The 15512-nt window shown below is 64.2% G+C and carries 17 protein-coding genes; 8 read left to right on the top strand and 9 right to left on the bottom strand.

What is annotated here, in order from left to right; all coding sequences use genetic code 11:
* Window positions 1–13 precede the first annotated feature (13 nt).
* On the top strand, window positions 14–1258 hold the full coding sequence (locus BLV07_RS12675; RefSeq protein WP_091885488.1) for a threonine ammonia-lyase: 1245 nt from the start codon (window positions 14–16) through the stop codon (window positions 1256–1258).
* Window positions 1259–1272: 14 nt separating this feature from the next.
* Here the strand turns inward: BLV07_RS12675 and BLV07_RS12670 are convergent, their stop codons facing one another.
* Complete coding sequence (locus BLV07_RS12670) at window positions 1273–2451, bottom strand: aminotransferase class V-fold PLP-dependent enzyme (RefSeq protein ID WP_091885486.1); 1179 nt, start codon at window positions 2449–2451, stop codon at window positions 1273–1275.
* A 148-nt stretch (window positions 2452–2599) separates the two neighbouring features.
* On the opposite strand from BLV07_RS12670, the gene BLV07_RS12665 reads away from it, so the two are divergent.
* Window positions 2600–3097 carry a VOC family protein gene (locus BLV07_RS12665; RefSeq protein WP_091885483.1) on the top strand — a complete coding sequence of 166 codons (498 nt, stop codon included), beginning with the start codon at window positions 2600–2602 and terminating at the stop codon, window positions 3095–3097.
* On the opposite strand, the gene BLV07_RS12660 is transcribed toward BLV07_RS12665, so the two are convergent.
* The 6 genes from BLV07_RS12660 to BLV07_RS12635 form a co-directional block, all read right to left on the bottom strand.
* Window positions 3081–3653: a CAP domain-containing protein gene (locus tag BLV07_RS12660; protein WP_091885480.1), complete on the bottom strand. Its 573-nt coding sequence runs from the start codon at window positions 3651–3653 to the stop codon at window positions 3081–3083. The two genes, BLV07_RS12665 and BLV07_RS12660, sit on opposite strands and share 17 nt — an antisense overlap.
* Window positions 3654–3723: 70 nt before the next feature.
* Window positions 3724–4818 (bottom strand): AMP-binding enzyme, encoded by a 1095-nt coding sequence (locus BLV07_RS12655; protein ID WP_176945502.1) that lies wholly within the window; start codon window positions 4816–4818, stop codon window positions 3724–3726.
* A gap of 7 nt (window positions 4819–4825) precedes the next feature.
* Window positions 4826–6253, bottom strand: a complete 1428-nt coding sequence (gene trmFO / locus BLV07_RS12650; RefSeq protein WP_091885475.1) for a methylenetetrahydrofolate--tRNA-(uracil(54)-C(5))-methyltransferase (FADH(2)-oxidizing) TrmFO — start codon at window positions 6251–6253, stop codon at window positions 4826–4828.
* A gap of 126 nt (window positions 6254–6379) precedes the next feature.
* Window positions 6380–6532, bottom strand: a complete 153-nt coding sequence (locus BLV07_RS12645; protein WP_007590701.1) for a DUF1127 domain-containing protein — start codon at window positions 6530–6532, stop codon at window positions 6380–6382.
* Window positions 6533–6935: 403 nt separating this feature from the next.
* Window positions 6936–7760, bottom strand: a complete 825-nt coding sequence (locus BLV07_RS12640) for a lytic murein transglycosylase (protein WP_091885472.1) — start codon at window positions 7758–7760, stop codon at window positions 6936–6938.
* Between the two features lie 126 nt (window positions 7761–7886).
* Window positions 7887–8795, bottom strand: coding sequence for a DUF2189 domain-containing protein (locus tag BLV07_RS12635; RefSeq protein WP_176945501.1), 909 nt, complete (start codon window positions 8793–8795; stop codon window positions 7887–7889).
* A 333-nt stretch (window positions 8796–9128) separates the two neighbouring features.
* On the opposite strand from BLV07_RS12635, the gene BLV07_RS12630 reads away from it, so the two are divergent.
* The gene (locus BLV07_RS12630; protein WP_176945500.1) at window positions 9129–9515 is read left to right on the top strand and encodes a DUF3597 domain-containing protein; all 387 of its coding nucleotides are present in this window, start codon (window positions 9129–9131) and stop codon (window positions 9513–9515) included.
* Between the two features lie 53 nt (window positions 9516–9568).
* Here the strand turns inward: BLV07_RS12630 and BLV07_RS12625 are convergent, their stop codons facing one another.
* On the bottom strand, window positions 9569–9844 hold the full coding sequence (locus BLV07_RS12625) for a GNAT family N-acetyltransferase (protein WP_091885465.1): 276 nt from the start codon (window positions 9842–9844) through the stop codon (window positions 9569–9571).
* A 317-nt stretch (window positions 9845–10161) separates the two neighbouring features.
* Here BLV07_RS12625 and BLV07_RS12620 point away from each other — a divergent pair, with 317 nt between their 5' ends.
* Complete coding sequence (locus BLV07_RS12620; protein WP_091885462.1) at window positions 10162–10557, top strand: SPW repeat protein; 396 nt, start codon at window positions 10162–10164, stop codon at window positions 10555–10557.
* A gap of 109 nt (window positions 10558–10666) precedes the next feature.
* On the opposite strand, the gene BLV07_RS12615 is transcribed toward BLV07_RS12620, so the two are convergent.
* On the bottom strand, window positions 10667–11026 hold the full coding sequence (locus tag BLV07_RS12615) for a hypothetical protein (RefSeq protein WP_091885459.1): 360 nt from the start codon (window positions 11024–11026) through the stop codon (window positions 10667–10669).
* 94 nt (window positions 11027–11120) lie between these two features.
* On the opposite strand from BLV07_RS12615, the gene BLV07_RS12610 reads away from it, so the two are divergent.
* From BLV07_RS12610 to BLV07_RS12595, 4 genes are all read left to right on the top strand, one after another.
* Window positions 11121–11618, top strand: a complete 498-nt coding sequence (locus tag BLV07_RS12610) for a hypothetical protein (RefSeq protein WP_176945499.1) — start codon at window positions 11121–11123, stop codon at window positions 11616–11618.
* 106 nt (window positions 11619–11724) lie between these two features.
* Entirely contained in the window at window positions 11725–13332 is a 1608-nt protein-coding gene (locus BLV07_RS12605; protein WP_091885455.1) for an acyl-CoA synthetase, read from the top strand.
* Between the two features lie 9 nt (window positions 13333–13341).
* Window positions 13342–14202: a PCC domain-containing protein gene (locus tag BLV07_RS12600; protein WP_091885452.1), complete on the top strand. Its 861-nt coding sequence runs from the start codon at window positions 13342–13344 to the stop codon at window positions 14200–14202.
* Window positions 14203–14331: 129 nt separating this feature from the next.
* Entirely contained in the window at window positions 14332–15129 is a 798-nt protein-coding gene (locus BLV07_RS12595) for an AAA family ATPase (RefSeq protein ID WP_091885450.1), read from the top strand.
* Window positions 15130–15512: the final 383 nt, after the last annotated feature.

Genomic DNA, 15512 nt, shown 5'->3' with positions numbered 1-15512 from the left:
TCTATGCTGGCCTATGGCTGACTTGTCCCAAAGCGCGACCTCCGATCTCGGCGACTTCCCGGTCGCACCAAGCGACATCCATGCGGCCGCCGAGACCATCCGGGGTGCCGTCGTCGAAACGCCCTGTAGCTACAGCCGGACGCTGAGCAGCATCTGCGGCTGCGACATCTGGCTGAAATTCGAGAACCTCCAGTTCACGTCCTCGTTCAAGGAACGCGGCGCCCTCAATAGGCTGACCGCGCTGACGCCGGAGGAGCGTGCGCGCGGCGTCATCGCGATGTCGGCGGGTAACCACGCGCAGGGCGTCGCCTATCACGCAAGAAGGCTCAACATTCCCGCCACCATCGTCATGCCGGTCGGCACGCCCATGGTGAAGATCGAGAACACCAGGCATCACGGCGCGGAGGTAGTGGTTACGGGCGCGACGCTGGAGGAGGCGGCCGCGTTCGCGCGGAGCCACGGTGAGGCTCGCGGCATGATCTTCGTCCATCCTTATGACGATCCGCTGGTGATCGCCGGGCAGGGTACCGTCGGACTGGAGATGCTGAAGGCGGTGCCGGAGCTCGATACGCTGGTCGTCCCGATCGGCGGCGGCGGGCTGATCAGCGGCATCGCCATTGCCGCCAAGTCGATCAAACCGTCGCTACGGATGCTCGGCGTCGAGGCCTGGCTCTATCCCTCGATGTACAATGCCATCCATGACGGGAATCTGCCGGCGCGCGGTGACACGCTCGCCGAAGGCATCGCGGTCAAATCGCCCGGCAAGATCACCACCGAAATCGTCCGCCGCCTCGTCGATGACATCGCGCTCGTGAACGAAGCCGAGCTCGAGCGTGCGGTTGCGACCCTGATCTCGATCGAGAAGACGGTGGTCGAGGGCGCCGGTGCCGCCGGCCTTGCCGCGCTGATGTCCGATCCATCCCGCTTCGCCGGCCAGAAAGTGGGCCTAGTGCTGAGCGGCGGCAACATCGATACGAGACTGATCGCCTCGGTCCTGACCCGCGAGCTGGCACGCGAGGGGCGACTGACCCAACTCTCGCTCGATATTCCTGACCGCCCCGGGCAATTGGCCGCGGTCGCGGCGCTTTTGGCCGAAGCCGGCGCCAACATCATCGAGGTCTCGCACCAGCGGACTTTCTCCGACCTGCCGGCCAAGGCGACGCTGCTGCAACTGGTCATCGAGACCCGCGACAGCGCCCATCTCGACGAGGTCATGGCACGGCTCAGCGCATCCGGATTGACGGCGCGCTGCACGTGAGCAGAGCGTGTCACTTATCGCGGTGTTAAACCCGCGAGGTGACCGATCAGCCGATCGATCTCGGCTTCCGTATTGTAGTAGTGCGGCGAGGCGCGCAAGACCGGCGGCAGCGCGCGAAGTTCTGCATCGATGCGGGTGCTCGACGGATCCGAAGTGCCGATCGTGATGCCCGCCGCAGCGGCACTGCTGACAATGGCGTTCGCGTCATATCCGTCCACCGTGAAGCTGACGATGGCACCCGGGCGGCGGCCGAGGTCGCGTATTTGGATGCCGCGAATGGAGGCGAGGCCGCTGCGAAGACGGTCCGCAAGCAAGCGGCAGCGCTGCTCAATAGGACCAAGGCCGATCGCGAGGGCATAATCGACGGCAGCTCCCAGGCCAAGCCGGGCCGCGTAGTTGTTCTCCCAGGTCTCGAAACGGCGCGCATCATCGCGGAGCTGATACTCATCGCGCGAGACCCAGGGCGCGGCGAAATGGTCGATCATCGGAGGCTCGAGCCGCTGCAGCATCGCTCGGCGGACGTAGAGAAAGCCGGTGCCGCGCGGCCCGCGCAGGAATTTGCGCCCCGTGGCCGACAGCATGTCACAGCCGATGGCTTCGACATCGACCACCATCTGGCCGACCGCCTGGCAGGCATCGAGCAGATAGGGAATGCCGTGCGCTCGCGCGATCCTGCCGATCGCCGCCGCGGGATTGACCAGCCCGCCATTGGTCGGAACCCAGGTGATGGCGATGAGCTTCACGCGATCATCAATCATGCGTTCGAGCGCAGCGACATCTAGTTCGCCCGTCGAGTCGCTCGGCACGACGTCGATGATCGCGCCTGTACGCTTGGCCACCTGAAGAAACGCGACATAGTTGGCGGCGTACTCTGCCTCGGCGGTCAGGATGCGATCGCCCTGGGCGAATGGAAGCGAATAAAACGCCATCTGCCAGGCAACCGTCGCGTTCTCCATGAGGGCGATCTCGTCGGGCGCGGCATTCAGCAGCCGCGCGACCGAACCGTAGACCGTGTCGAGCCGGGCGGACTCGCGATCAGCGGCGGCATAACCTCCGATCTCGCTCTCGAGGTCGATGTGCCGCTTCATCGCTGTGGCAACGGGCGTTGGCATGAGAGCAGCACCCGCATTGTGGAGATACGCAAGCCGGGAGCCGGCTGGTGTGTCGGTGCGTATCCGGTCGATGTCGATCAAGTGAGAGCCTCTGCGTTAGGGTTCCCTGAGTTTGACACAATGACGCACGCGAGCAAGGTCGGACAATAGATGCCGCGGCTGGAGCATGCCGATCCGGATGTTATGATGATAGAGGGCGTGATTTGGTAGGAATTTGAAAGGACCCGCGATGGCGAAGAACACGATTTGCCTCTGGTACGACAAGGACGCCGAGGCGGCGGCCCGCTTCTACGCCGAGACGTTCCCCGCTAGCGCCGTGAGTGCCGTTCACCGCGCGCCCAGCGATTACCCGTCCGGCAAGGCCGGCGATGTGCTGACCGTCGAATTCACAGTGGCTGGCGTTGCTTGTCTCGGTCTCAACGGCGGGCCCATGTTCAAACACAACGAGGCCTTCTCGTTTCAGATCGCTACCGACGATCAGGAGGAGACAGATCGTTATTGGAGCGCAATCGTCGGCAATGGCGGGCAGGAAAGCGCCTGCGGCTGGTGCAAGGACGGATGGGGCGTTTCCTGGCAGATCACGCCGCGCGTATTGATCGAGGCGCTGGCGGCCGGCGGCCCTGAAGCCAAGCGCGCCTTCGACGCAATGATGGGGATGACCAAGATCGACGTGGCCGCGATCGAGGCGGCGCGGCTGAAATTGTCAGGCCTCAGATGCAGAGGCTGAGCAGCTTGATGTGGCAGCCGCTGGATTTGGGCTTGCTCGTGGGCACGGCCTCGCGCTTCACGGCAACCAGCGGCTCCTTGTCCTTCTTTCTCTTGCCCTTCGGCTCATAATCGCCGGCGATCACCATCGCCCAATAGGTGCGCTTGCCGCTGGCATTCTTGGCGCTCGCGATGCCGACGCGGGAGGCGTTGTGCAGCAACAGGTTCTTGCGGTGTCCGGAGGAGTCGATCCACTGTCCCAGGGTCTTCTCGAAATTGTCGTAGCCATAGGCGATGTTCTCGGCGGCACGGCCCGCGCCGGCTGGCGCCACACGGCGGTTGAACGGGCCGAGTGCGTCGTGGCTGAGATCGTCCTTCGTCGCCATCGCGCGGGCCTGGTCCATGGCGATGCGATCAAGGGTTGAATCGCGGACGACACGGACTTCGCCGTGCTTGAGGCGGAAGCTCGAGATCAGCTCGGCGGGGGACTCGGCCATTGCGGGTGTGATGGCCAGCAGTAGAAGGCCGGCGATCACCCCGCCGACCACACGATGCATCACCGTCCCCCGAGCGCCCATGACCCCCACCAACTCTGCCTTCCGACCGCTTCTCTATCGCCAATGTGGACGCTTCAAGGCGCGCCAGGCCCTAGCTCGTTGGTAGATCCGCCTCGAAATTGAAGCGGTCGCGCAGGTTCTTGCGCTGCTCGAGGATGGCCTTGAGGAAGGCGCGGTCCTGATCGTTCTTCATCATCGGCTCGATCAGGTCGAGCTGGTTCATGGCGACCAGTTGCAGGATCTCGGTGCGCGGTTTGCCGCTGGTGTCGCGGGGCAGGGCGTGCACGACCTGGATGTGTTCCGGCGGCTTCGGGCCCTTGGCGGCCGCAAGCTCGTTGCGTAGCTCGCCTTCGAGCACGGCCTGATCGGCTTCGACGAAGGCATAGAGCCCGACGCCGGAGCGGCGGTCGGCAAAGGCGACGATGGCGGTGTCGCGCACGGCCGGGTTCTTGCGGATCAGTGCCGCCAGCACCGGCGCGTCGTTGACGAGCCGGCGGCCGCCACCCTCGCGATCAGTGAAGTTGAACAGGCCGCGGGTGATGGCGCGATAGACCTTCTTGCCGGTGACAAGCCACAGGCTCGCCGCGAACGATTTCTTCGCCAGGATCTTCCGCTCGTGCGGCGTCAGTGCGTCCGGTGCGTAGGAGCGCTTGTGCTTGAGCAGATGCCGGAGGTCTTCATAGGCAAGGATGCGGTAGAGCCGGCCGCGCCGCGCAAAGCAGGCGGCGAGCTGGAAGTCGGTCACATAGGCATGGCCGTCGCGTCCGACCAACCAGTTCTGTTCCTTGGCGAGATCGTTGTGGCAGATGCCGGCGCGGCGAAGCCGGCGCAGCGCGGCCTTGGCCGAGCGGAAATAGGCGAGGTCGCCATGCGGCTTGGCCAGATGCAGCGCGACGCCATCAACGAAGCCGCGCACCAGCGCGCGGCGTCCGCCCCACAGCAACTTCGGACCGACGTTGAGGCCTTTGGCGAGCGCCAGCGCGCGCTTCTCGCGGGCGAACAGATGGCGTGCCAGGAGGAACGACCACCACGGCACCTCGTCGAGCCGGCGCAGCACCGCGTCGACCTCGCCGTCCTCACTGCGGAAGCGGCCGCGCTCGACGGTCGAGAACACGTCGCGCTTGAGCAGCACGCCCTCGGTCCAGCGCGCCGAGAGTGCCGCGGCGTCGTCTTGGGGGAGGCTCATCGAAAACTCACGCCGCGGCGGCAATGCGCAGGTGATCGGCGATCCAGCGATCGAGATCGGCGAGCGCGCGTGCGCTCATCGCCTGCTTCTTGGCCACCGTCTTCTCGTTGCCGCGCAGCCGCGTGCCGTCGGGCTTCTTGGTCGGCACGGTCGCGAGCGGCGGGAATAGGCCGAAATTGATGTTCATCGGCTGGAACGAGCGCGTGCCGGGCTCGATGGTTTCGATATGGCCGCCGGTGATGTGGCCGAGCAGCGATCCCAGCGCCGTCGTGCCCGGCGGACTCGCCAGCGTTTCGCCGCGCGCATCGGCGGCCGCGTAGAGGCCCGCGATCAGGCCGACGCTGGCGGATTCCACATAGCCCTCACAGCCCGTCATTTGGCCAGCAAAGCGCAGCCGCGGCTGCGCGCGCAGGCGCAACTGGCCATCGAGCAGCTTTGGCGAATTGAGGAAGGTGTTGCGATGCAGGCCGCCGAGGCGGGCGAACTCGGCCTTCTCCAATCCCGGAATGGTGCGGAAGATGCGCTGCTGCTCGCCGTATTTCAGCTTCGTCTGGAAGCCGACGATGTTGTAGAGCGTGCCGAGCTTGTTGTCCTGGCGCAGCTGTACGATCGCGTAAGGCTTTGTGGTCGGATCGTTCGGATTGGTGAGGCCGACCGGCTTCATCGGACCGTGGCGCAGCGTCTCGAGGCCGCGTTCCGCCATGACCTCGATCGGCAGGCAACCGTCGAAATAGGGCGTGTTGGTCTCCCACGCCTTGAACTCGGTCTTCTCGCCGGCGATCAGTGCCGCGACGAAGCCGTCATACTGCTCCTTGGTCATCGGGCAGTTGATGTAGTCGGCGCCGTTGCCGCCAGGACCGATCTTGTCGTAGCGCGACTGGAACCATGCCACCGACATGTCGATGGAGTCGCGATGCACGATCGGCGCGATCGCGTCGAAGAAGGCGAGCGCATTCTCGTCCGTCAGCTCGCGGATGGCATCAGCCAGCGGCGCAGAGGTGAGGGGGCCGGTCGCAACGATGACATTGCTCCAGTCGGCCGGCGGCAGGCCTGCGATCTCGCCGCGTGCGATCTCGATCAGGGGATGGTCGTTCAGCGCCTTGGTGACGGCCGCAGAGAAGCCGTCGCGGTCGACGGCCAGGGCGCCGCCCGCGGGCACCTGGTTGGCATCGGCGGCGCGCATGATCAGCGAGTCGAGCCGGCGCATCTCCGCATGGAGCAGGCCGACGGCGTTGTTGGCGGCGTCGTCCGAGCGAAACGAATTGGAGCAGACGAGCTCGGCGAGCCCGTCGGTGCGGTGCGCCTCGGTCATGCGGGTCGGCCGCATTTCGTGCAGCACCACGGCCACGCCGGATTTGGCTACCTGCCAGGCGGCTTCGGAACCGGCAAGGCCGGCGCCGATCACGTGCACGATGTTGGATTGGGATCCTGTCATGGGGCGGACAGGTAGCGCTTTTCGGCGTCCAGTGGAATCGCCGAGATCGAGTTTTCTGCCATCAGATACGACAACGCCCGCACGAGGCGGGCGCTATCGGTTCGTCCGGTGAAGGGCTGAACGATATCAGCCCTGATACTGGCCGGCGGCAACGCGCGGGATGTCCGAGCGATCAAGGCCGATGTCGGCCAGTTCGCGATCGCTGAGCTGGGACAGCTCGGCAACATTGCGCTGATAGTCCCGGAAAGCCTGGATCATGCGGATGAGCGAGAGCAGCATTGGTAGTCTCCTGTAGTTCGATTCAACCCTTGCCCGGGCCTCATCGTTGAAATGAATATAGGAGAGAGTGGTGCAGTGCGAAAGTTCCGATGTTGCGATGCAGCTAAGCGAAGAATGCATAGCACTGGTAACCGGCGATTAACCCGACGGCATTCCCGCTCAAGCCGCGGGCAAGACAAGCAATTTGGTGCCATAAATTCCCGTGAATTCACGGGGTTATTGCGGATCATGCAGTTTAATACATGATGGAGTTCCTCGTACCTGCAAGGAGTTCATCCAGCGTCTGGACCCGAGTTAGATATGCACGAATCGCATGCACGGCGGTCGCCATAAAAATGAATATTAATTCATAATAAGATCTGCCGATTCGCTTCGGAAATTGGCTGAACGGCAAAACGAGGGTTTAAGGCGCGCGGGCCAGCTGAGTGGCGAAATAGGCGACGGTCTTGGAATAGACCTCGCTCTTATTCCACTGCTGGAGCACCGCGAAGTTCGGACCGCCCGGCTGCCAATCCTTACCGCGCTGCCAGCCATAGCCGGCGAGATAATTGGCGGTGGAGGCGAGCACGTCGGGCGCGTTGTGCAGGAGATCGCGCTTGCCGTTGCCGTCGAAATCGACCGCGTACTTCATCCAGGATGACGGCATGAACTGGGTTTGGCCAAGCTCGCCGGCCCAGGCGCCCTTCATGTCGGCGGGTGCAAGATCGCCGCGCTGGACGATGCGCAATGCATCCATCAGCTCGCCGCGAAACTGCTCGGCGCGCCGACAGTCATAGGCCAGTGTCGCCAGTGAGCGGATGGTGGCGAACTTGCCGGTGTTGACGCCGAAATCGGTCTCGAGGCCCCAGATTGCGACCAAGACCTCGCCAGGGACACCGTAGGCCTGCTCGATGCGCGACAGCACCGAGCCGTATTGCTTCATCATGTTGGAGCCGCGCTGCAGGCGCGGTGGCACCATGCGGCCGGAAAACTCCTCGAAGGTCTGGGTGAAGACTTTTTGCGATCGATCGCGGTTGAGCACGCCCTGATCGAGCGTCACACCGGCGAGCCCCGATGCAATGGCCTGTTGCGAGATGCCTTTGGCCGCAGCGTCGGTTTTGAAGTCCGCAAGCCAGGCGTCGAAATTGCCCGAGCCGCAGGCAACAGCGGCGAGCGCTGGCTGGACTGACAGGATGGACGCGGAGAGGGCGAGGGCTGCAAGAGCGAGACGAGAAATCGTCGTGGTCATCAGATGAAATGGATTCCGTGAAGTGGTCTGACCGGCGAGCACAATCTCGGTTGTAACCGCGGCCAAAGCAAGGCTGTGACAGTGCGACCCTGCCCGAGCCGGGCAGGGTCGCACGTCACGATATCGTCAGGCGTCCGTGTTGTTCCGCCAGGGGAAGAGGTTGGCGGGGAAGTCGGCGGCCGGCTTGCGCGGACGATGCGGCGGAGGCGGCACTGGACGTGCACCTGGATCGGACACGATCACCTTGCGGTAGAGGTGCCAGGTGGCATGGCCGAGCAGGGGGATCACCACGGCGAGGCCGAGGAACGCCGGGATCGTGCCGAGCGCCAGCAGCACCGCCACGATCAAGCCCCAGGCCGCCATCGGCGCCGGGTTCTTTGCGACGACGCGCAGCGAGGTGACCATCGCCTCGAATGCACCGGCATGACGGTCCAGCATCAAGGGGAACGACACGGCGCTGATGCAGAGCGCGGCGAGCGCGAACAGGAAGCCGGTGCCGCAGCCGACCACGATCAGCCACCAGCCCTGCTGCGTGGTCAGCACGCGTGTGATGAAATCTGAGATACCGGTCACGCCCTCATAGCCGAACGCCGCAACATAGATCGCTTGTGCGGTCGCGACCCAGGTTACGAACAGAGCGAGCAGCAGCGTGCCGAGGCCGAGCATCGCTCCGAAGGAGGACGAGCGGAGCACCTCCATGGCGTCCCAGGCGGTGGCTTCTTCATGGCGTTCGCGCCGGCTGGAGAGCTCGTAGAGACCGAGCGCGGCGAAGGGCCCGATCAACGCGAAGCCGGCGGCCAGCGGAAACAGCAGCGGCAGCACCGAATAGCCCATCACCACGCGGGCGAGCACGAGGCCGAGCACCGGATAGATCACGCAGAGGATGATGGCGTGGCTCGGAACGGCCTTGAAGTCCTCCCAGCCGCGCTTCAGCGCATCGTGCAGGTCGGACAGTCGGATGGTTCGGATCACCGGTCCGGCCGCTTCCGCGGTCCGGGCCATGCTGGGGACATTGCCCTGGTAGAGTGTGGCCATGGTCGGTTGCTCCCTTGCCATGCGGTCGATCTCGCGCCGGCAACGGCGCAAGTGGTCGCCTTCTTTGAACGATCGCGATTCCGACCAGACGCGAATTCCGGATGGCATCGCGAGCTGAACGGCAAGCGTACTCCCAATTCCGAGTCCTGTCCCTCACGCTTGGGCGAATTTCGATGACGCAGTGCAAACCTCGCCGATGTCATTCGGTCGTCATTTCGCCGCAGATAAGCTGATGCTGCGTGCTGCTTCGCAGAACTTCGCGGGCGTAACGCACGAACCTCGTCTATAGTGCCACTCAAGGCCCTTCCAACGGATCCTTTTCGGGGAGCAGACATGAGCATTTTCGGGAAAATCATGAGCGCGATCTTCGGCAGCCAGCCGGCTGCTGTCGCGCCTGGCGGCAGCGCGCCCGCAGGGGCCGCACCGGGCACATCGGCGCCGGCTGCCGCGCCCATGGCAGCCGTCGACGTCGCCGCGATCGTCGACAAGGCGGTGGCTGCGCACAAGGGCGAGAAGCTGGAATGGCGCACCTCCATCGTCGATCTCATGAAGGCGCTCGACATCGATTCCAGCCTTGCTGCGCGCAAGGATCTCGCCAAGGAGCTGGGCTACACCGGCGATATGAACGACTCGGCGAGCATGAACGTCTGGCTGCACAAGCAGGTGATGTCCAAGCTCGCCGCCAATGGCGGTAAGCTGCCGCCGGAGATCAAGCACTGACCGATCGCTCGGTCGTACCGCAAGGGCCCGCGATCTCGCGGGCCCTTTTACGTTCAGGCGAGGAGATCCGCATCTTCCGGATGCCTGTCGAGATAGTCGACGACGAAGCCACAGCCGGCGATCACCTTCTTGCCGTCGCGGCGGATCAAGTCCAGCGCGCCCTTGACCAGTTCGGACCCGATACCGCGGCCGCGCAGAGCGCGCGGCGTTTCGGTGTGCGTGATGATCACGGCCGACGGCGTCAGCCGGTAATTGGCGAAGGCGATGTCGCCGCCGACATCGAGCTCGAAGCGGCTCCTGTCCTTGTTGTCGCGTACCGAAGCCGCCATGCGGGATCCTTCGAAGTGCAGATTGCGTCCTGATCTAGGAGGCTGACCCCGCCCTTGCCAAGGTGAGACCAAGGGAGATTGCCGCAGGGGAGATATCTGCAAACGCGCGTCCTTGCGGCCGCAGTGCAGTATGGAAGTCTCGCTCTGCGAGCATGATGCAGCGAGTGCAAATAATCCTCGGTATTGCCCTTGCAAGCCCCACGGCGGTTCCCACGTCCTTGAGAGGACATACGCCCGAATGCGGCCGGCAGGGTCGCTAGACATTCGGAGTGTCATGATTGCCAGCCGCAGACGTATGCCTCTTGTAGGAGGGTACGATGTCGGATTTTGGTTTCTTGGGTACTCATCGAACATGGGAAGACTGGTGCGGGATGCTGCTCGGCGCGCTGATCGTGGCTTCGCCGTGGTTTCCCATCCAGGATCAGCCGGTCACTGGACACGAAACGATGATCCTGAATGCCGTCGCGGTCGGTCTGGTCGTGTTTGGCATCAGCCAGCTCGAATATGTTGCCTTGCAGCGCTGGCAAGAGGTGACGACGATCCTGGTCGGACTTTGGCTCATCGCCTCGCCTTACGTGATCGGCTATTCCGGTGAAGGCTTTCTCCGCATCTACCACACGAGCCTCGGTGCGGTGGTGGTGCTGCTCGGCATACTGCAGCTGTGGCAGGACTGGGATCTGAATGACCAGGATATGCTCAGGCACGGACAATAGGCCGTAGATATCGGCAGGCCCGCCGGCCGCGGGTGGCGGGCCTGTGTCTTTAGCGCGTGACGAGATCTGAGTAGTCCGGACGCCGCTCGATCCACGAGGGCAGTTCGGTTCAATCGGCGGCTTTGGCGAGCCTGGAATCTTCGGGCTGCGGCTGCGGGCCGAGGCAACCCTGACAGATGACCAGGGAGCGATTGACCTTGGCGTCCTGCTCGGCGTCGGTGCCGTCCTGCGCCTGCCACCATTCCTTCGAAGAGGGCTGAAGTCCGCCGTGCGATCGGTCGTGCTCGGATCGGGCTGCGGTGCGCGCAGGTCCGGACGCTGCGTACGGCCGGTTGGGATCTTCGCCGGCGCCATCCCAGGCATAGCGCGCGGGCTTGAAGGCGGGATCTGAGGCCAGATGCGCTTGCGGGGCCACGGCACATCCGGCAAGCGCGAGCGTAAGCAGGAGGACGGCGGGCGCTTTGACCATGATGTGACACTCTGAACGCAAGAACTGAACGAGGTTGCGCCGGTCATGTTTAAAATTCCCTGAACGATTGCGCCCGCGCCGGCGACAGAGGCGTATGCGCTATCTGATCCTCCTGGTCGCTCTCTTCGCCTCCGCCGCGCGCGCTGAAGACGCAAGACCCTTCAGTCCGTCCGACTATCCGCCCGGCGTGCAGAGGGCGCTGCGCTACGCCAATGAGGAATGCGACAGCCAGGACGGCGGCACCGTGACCTTCGCGTCGGACACGGTGCGCAAGATCGACCTGACCGGCGACGGCCGTGACGACTACATCGTCGATTTCAGCGGCGCCAAATGCGGCGAGCGCGAGACCATCTATTGCGGAACCGGCGGCTGCACCATGAACATCCTGGTGGCGTTGCCGGGTGGGGACGTGCGTCTCGTCTTCGACGGTCGTGTCCGCAGCTACGAGATCAAGCCGAACTCGGCCAGGCACGGCGCTTCGCGCGTCATCCGCTTCGATCTGCATGGCAGCTATTGCGGCGGCTTTGGTGCGCAGACCTGTGTGAAGGAGAGGGCCATCACGACGAAGCCGTTTGCCTTCAGGGAGCCGTAGGGCAGGCCACGCGGCCGGCGGCCTTGCGGGGGCGCGTTCGGTCGCGATAAATGGACTGCAATAAGCGGGTGGCTCGCGTGCCGCCCGCCGTCGAAGAGGAAACCCGATGCAGCCCCTGCGCATGTCCCGCCGCGTCATGAATCTCGCTTACATGCTGACCCAGAATGCGCGGCGGCATGGATCGCGACCTGGCTTTGTCTGGGGTGACAAGTCCTGGACCTGGCGAGAGATCGATGCGCAGGTCTCGGCGCTGGCGGCGGCGCTCGCCGCGCGCGGCATCACCAAGGGCGACCGCATCCTCGTCCATTCCAAGAATGGCGACGAGATGTTCTTTTCGATGTTCGCCGCGTTCCGGCTCGGTGCGGTCTGGGTGCCCACCAATTTCCGCTTGATGCCGGATGAGGTCAGCTATCTCGCGCAGGCCTCCGGCGCCAAGGCGTTTCTGTGCCATATCGATTTTCCCGAGCACGCTGCGGCCGTGAGCGGCGGTGCGCTGGAATTCACCTGGAGCATCGAAGGCAAGGCCGCGTTCGGCGAGCGCTCGGTGGCTGACGCGATCGTCTCGCAAGCCGGCGCTGCCGTGGAGAACGTCGCGGTCGAGCACGACGATCCCTGCTGGTTCTTCTTCACCTCCGGCACCACCGGCCGCTCCAAGGCCGCCGTGCTGACCCACGGCCAGATGGGATTCGTCGTCACCAATCATCTCGCCGATCTGACGCCCGGCACGACGGAGCAGGATGCCTCGCTGGTGGTGGCGCCGTTGTCGCACGGTGCCGGCGTGCATCAGCTGATGCAGACCGCGCGCGGCGCACGCACCGTGCTGCTGCCGACCGAAAAGTTCGACATCAACGAGGCGTTCCGCCTGATCGAGGCGCATCGCGTCAGCAATCTCTTCACGGTGCCGACCATTTTGAAGATGATGGTCGAGCATCCCGCCGCCGACAAATACGATCATTCCTCGCTGCGCCACGTCATCTATGCCGGCGCGCCGATGTATCGCGAGGACCAGAAGGCGGCGCTGAAGAAGCTCGGCAAGGTGATCGTGCAGTATTTTGGCCTTGGCGAAGTCACCGGCAACATCACGGTGCTGCCGGCCGCGCTGCACGATCCCGAGGACGGCCCGCATGCGAAGATCGGCACGTGCGGCTTCGAGCGCACCGGCATGCAGGTCTCGATTCAGGACGACGACGGCCGCGAGCTTGCCGCCAACCAGAGCGGCGAGATCTGCGTGATCGGCCCCGCGGTGTTTGCCGGCTACTACGACAACCCTGAAGCCAATGCGAAGGCGTTCCGCAACGGCTGGTTCCGCACCGGCGATCTCGGTCACATGGACGAGGAGGGTTTTGTCTACATCACGGGACGCGCTTCCGACATGTACATCTCCGGCGGCTCCAACATCTATCCGCGCGAGATCGAGGAGAAGATCTTGACGCATCCGGCCGTCGGCGAGGTTGCCGTGCTCGGCGTGCCCGATGCGACCTGGGGTGAGGTCGGCGTTGCCGTCTGCGTCGCGCGCGAGGGCGCGAAGCCGGTGAGTGAAGCGGAGATGGCGGCGTTCCTCGCGCCGAAGGTGCCGCGCTACAAGATGCCGAAGCGCTTCTTCTTCTGGGAGGCGCTGCCGAAGTCCGGCTACGGCAAGATTCCAAAACGCATGGTCCGTGATGAACTCGAGGCGCGAGGCCTGCTCGATCTCGACAAGACGAAGGCAGGCTGAGCGGGCGTCATGCGCAGCATCAAGCAGCCGGGCGCGCCTAGCGCAGAACGCATCCAATGGGTGGAGGCGAGGGGACGCGCCTTCGCGTTCACGCTTGAAGCCGGCCTGCCGCTGCTGGAAGCAGCGCGCCGCGGTTTTGCCGCGGAGGGTTTTGCCGGCGGCGTGCTCAATTTTGGCGCTGGCGCGCTTGGGCCGTTCGCCTATGTGATGCCGGCGCTGTCGAAGACTGGCGAGAACGCTGCGTTCTACAGCGATACGTTCCGGCCCAAGGGCGTGACGCGCACGAAGCTCGGCAGCATGACGCTGGGCATGCGTGACGGCGCGCCGTTCTTTCATTGCCACGGGCTGTGGACCGAGGCCGATGGCCGCGCCAGCGGCGGCCACATGCTGCCGGACGAGACTGTTGTCGCCGAGCCGTTCGCCGTCGAAGCGTTCGGTCTCGATGGTGCGATGTTCACGGCCGAGCCTGATCCGGAGACCAATTTCAAGCTGTTCGGTCCGGTGGCGGCGGCGAGCACCGGTGCGCAGGCGACGAGCCGAGCGTTTGCGATGCGGCTGCGGCCGAACCAGGATTTTGCCGGTTGTCTCGAAGCATTCTGTCGCGCGCACGGCATTGCCCGCGCCAAGCTCCACGGCGGCGTCGGCTCGACCATCGGCGCGCGCTTCACCCATGGCGGCGTAACCGAGCCGTTCGCCACTGAGCTGGCAATAGCGTGCGGCGCGATCGAGGCCGGTTCGTCCGGCGCGCTCGAAGCAGCACTCGACGTCGCCCTGATCGACTACACCGGCGGCCTCGCCGAGGGCCGCTTGGTGCGCGGCGACAATCCCGTGCTGATGACGATGGAGCTGGTTCTGGAGGCCATGGGCTAATCCTTGGGCTAATCCTTGGGCTAAGGCACGACCGAAGCTTGCGACCTTCCGCAGATGCCACTTCCATGCATTTTGTGTTCCTGGTATGTTCCTTTGAAGATTTCGGCGGGGACGGAGCGGGGCAGGGGCATGAGCCGGACACGACGTCGACAGACCACACTGCGCGCGCCCTATCTCAGGCGTGTCTGGCTCGATCGCTCGCGGGTCGAGGACTGGGAGGCTTATCCGTTCTGCCTTCCCGTCTTCAGGGATGAGTTCGATCACAGCTTCGAGTCCGCTGTCACGATCATCGTCGGCGAGAACGGAACCGGGAAATCGACCATTCTCGAAGGCATCGCGGGGATGGCCGGCTTTGCCAGCACCGGCGGCCGCAAGGGCTTTCAGGAGATCGACGGCGGCGGCATCGAAATCACCGGCGAAGAGCTGTCGTCTGCCTTGCGGGCCGCGTGGGTCCCGAAGGTGACCGACGGCTGGTTCTTCCGCGCGGAGACATTCTTTTCGGTTGCCCGCTATCTCGACCGCTCGGCCGTGAGCGCCGCGCAAGCCATGGAAGGCGTGTTTGGTGCGAGCGTCCAGGAAGCTCCGGACTATCTCTCCTTTTCCCATGGCGAGGGCTTTCTGGTCTTCTTCGAGGAGCGCTGCCAGAAGCAGGGCATCTACATCTTCGATGAGCCGGAATCGGCACTGTCGCCGGCGCGGCAGATGGACTTCCTCAAGCTCCTGCATCGCATGGATCTCTCCGGCAATTGCCAGGTGATCATGGCAACCCACGCGCCTCTGCTGATGGCCTATCCCAACGCGCAGCTGCTGCGGCTGGGAAAATATGGACTTGAGCCTGTTACGGTGGAGCAGACCGATCATTATCGGGTCATGCGTGAATTTTGCGACGATCCGCGCGGGTTCGTGGAGGCGACGCTGGGGGAGTGATTGGGGGATGTGGCAGACACCCGCTCTCTCCGTCGTCATGTATGGACGGCCCCCTCTCGGCAAGGGCTTTTTGGTGCTTCAGCAAATGAATCGGGGAGCGGTCATGTATACGGCCTCGAGAAGCGGCCATTGACCGCGGGCCCTGATGGAGATCGCTGATCGAATTCCAATCATTGCGGCGCGCTGTGACGCGCGATGACGATGCGGAGTGTTTCGATCCCGGTTTCCAGACCATTTGCCATCACACCTTTAGTGCCCTTCCGATAGGCATGGAGCGCGAGCGCGGCGGCTGTTGCCCCTCAACTAGGCCGCAGCCGGCGCGCTCGCGCGGTCTCGGTAGGTTTCTCCTTTGACCAGCATGGCCCAGATGATCCGGGCGGTCT

It is taken from the genome of Bradyrhizobium sp. Rc2d (assembly GCF_900099855.1).
Taxonomy (GTDB): domain Bacteria; phylum Pseudomonadota; class Alphaproteobacteria; order Rhizobiales; family Xanthobacteraceae; genus Bradyrhizobium.
Note: the sequence above shows the minus strand (reverse complement) of the source record. Positions and strands in the feature narration are given on the sequence as shown.

Coding starts and splice junctions, on each gene's coding strand:
- BLV07_RS12675 (WP_091885488.1), top strand. CDS start 14: ATGGCTGACTTGTCCCAAAGCGCGACCTCCGATCTCGGCGACTTCCCG.
- BLV07_RS12665 (WP_091885483.1), top strand. CDS start 2,600: ATGGCGAAGAACACGATTTGCCTCTGGTACGACAAGGACGCCGAGGCG.
- BLV07_RS12660 (WP_091885480.1), bottom strand. CDS start 3,653: ATGGGCGCTCGGGGGACGGTGATGCATCGTGTGGTCGGCGGGGTGATC.
- BLV07_RS12655 (WP_176945502.1), bottom strand. CDS start 4,818: ATGAGCCTCCCCCAAGACGACGCCGCGGCACTCTCGGCGCGCTGGACC.
- trmFO (WP_091885475.1), bottom strand. CDS start 6,253: ATGACAGGATCCCAATCCAACATCGTGCACGTGATCGGCGCCGGCCTT.
- BLV07_RS12645 (WP_007590701.1), bottom strand. CDS start 6,532: ATGCTGCTCTCGCTCATCCGCATGATCCAGGCTTTCCGGGACTATCAG.
- BLV07_RS12640 (WP_091885472.1), bottom strand. CDS start 7,760: ATGACCACGACGATTTCTCGTCTCGCTCTTGCAGCCCTCGCCCTCTCC.
- BLV07_RS12635 (WP_176945501.1), bottom strand. CDS start 8,795: ATGGCCACACTCTACCAGGGCAATGTCCCCAGCATGGCCCGGACCGCG.
- BLV07_RS12630 (WP_176945500.1), top strand. CDS start 9,129: ATGAGCATTTTCGGGAAAATCATGAGCGCGATCTTCGGCAGCCAGCCG.
- BLV07_RS12625 (WP_091885465.1), bottom strand. CDS start 9,844: ATGGCGGCTTCGGTACGCGACAACAAGGACAGGAGCCGCTTCGAGCTC.
- BLV07_RS12620 (WP_091885462.1), top strand. CDS start 10,162: ATGTCGGATTTTGGTTTCTTGGGTACTCATCGAACATGGGAAGACTGG.
- BLV07_RS12615 (WP_091885459.1), bottom strand. CDS start 11,026: ATGGTCAAAGCGCCCGCCGTCCTCCTGCTTACGCTCGCGCTTGCCGGA.
- BLV07_RS12610 (WP_176945499.1), top strand. CDS start 11,121: ATGCGCTATCTGATCCTCCTGGTCGCTCTCTTCGCCTCCGCCGCGCGC.
- BLV07_RS12605 (WP_091885455.1), top strand. CDS start 11,725: ATGCAGCCCCTGCGCATGTCCCGCCGCGTCATGAATCTCGCTTACATG.
- BLV07_RS12600 (WP_091885452.1), top strand. CDS start 13,342: ATGCGCAGCATCAAGCAGCCGGGCGCGCCTAGCGCAGAACGCATCCAA.
- BLV07_RS12595 (WP_091885450.1), top strand. CDS start 14,332: ATGAGCCGGACACGACGTCGACAGACCACACTGCGCGCGCCCTATCTC.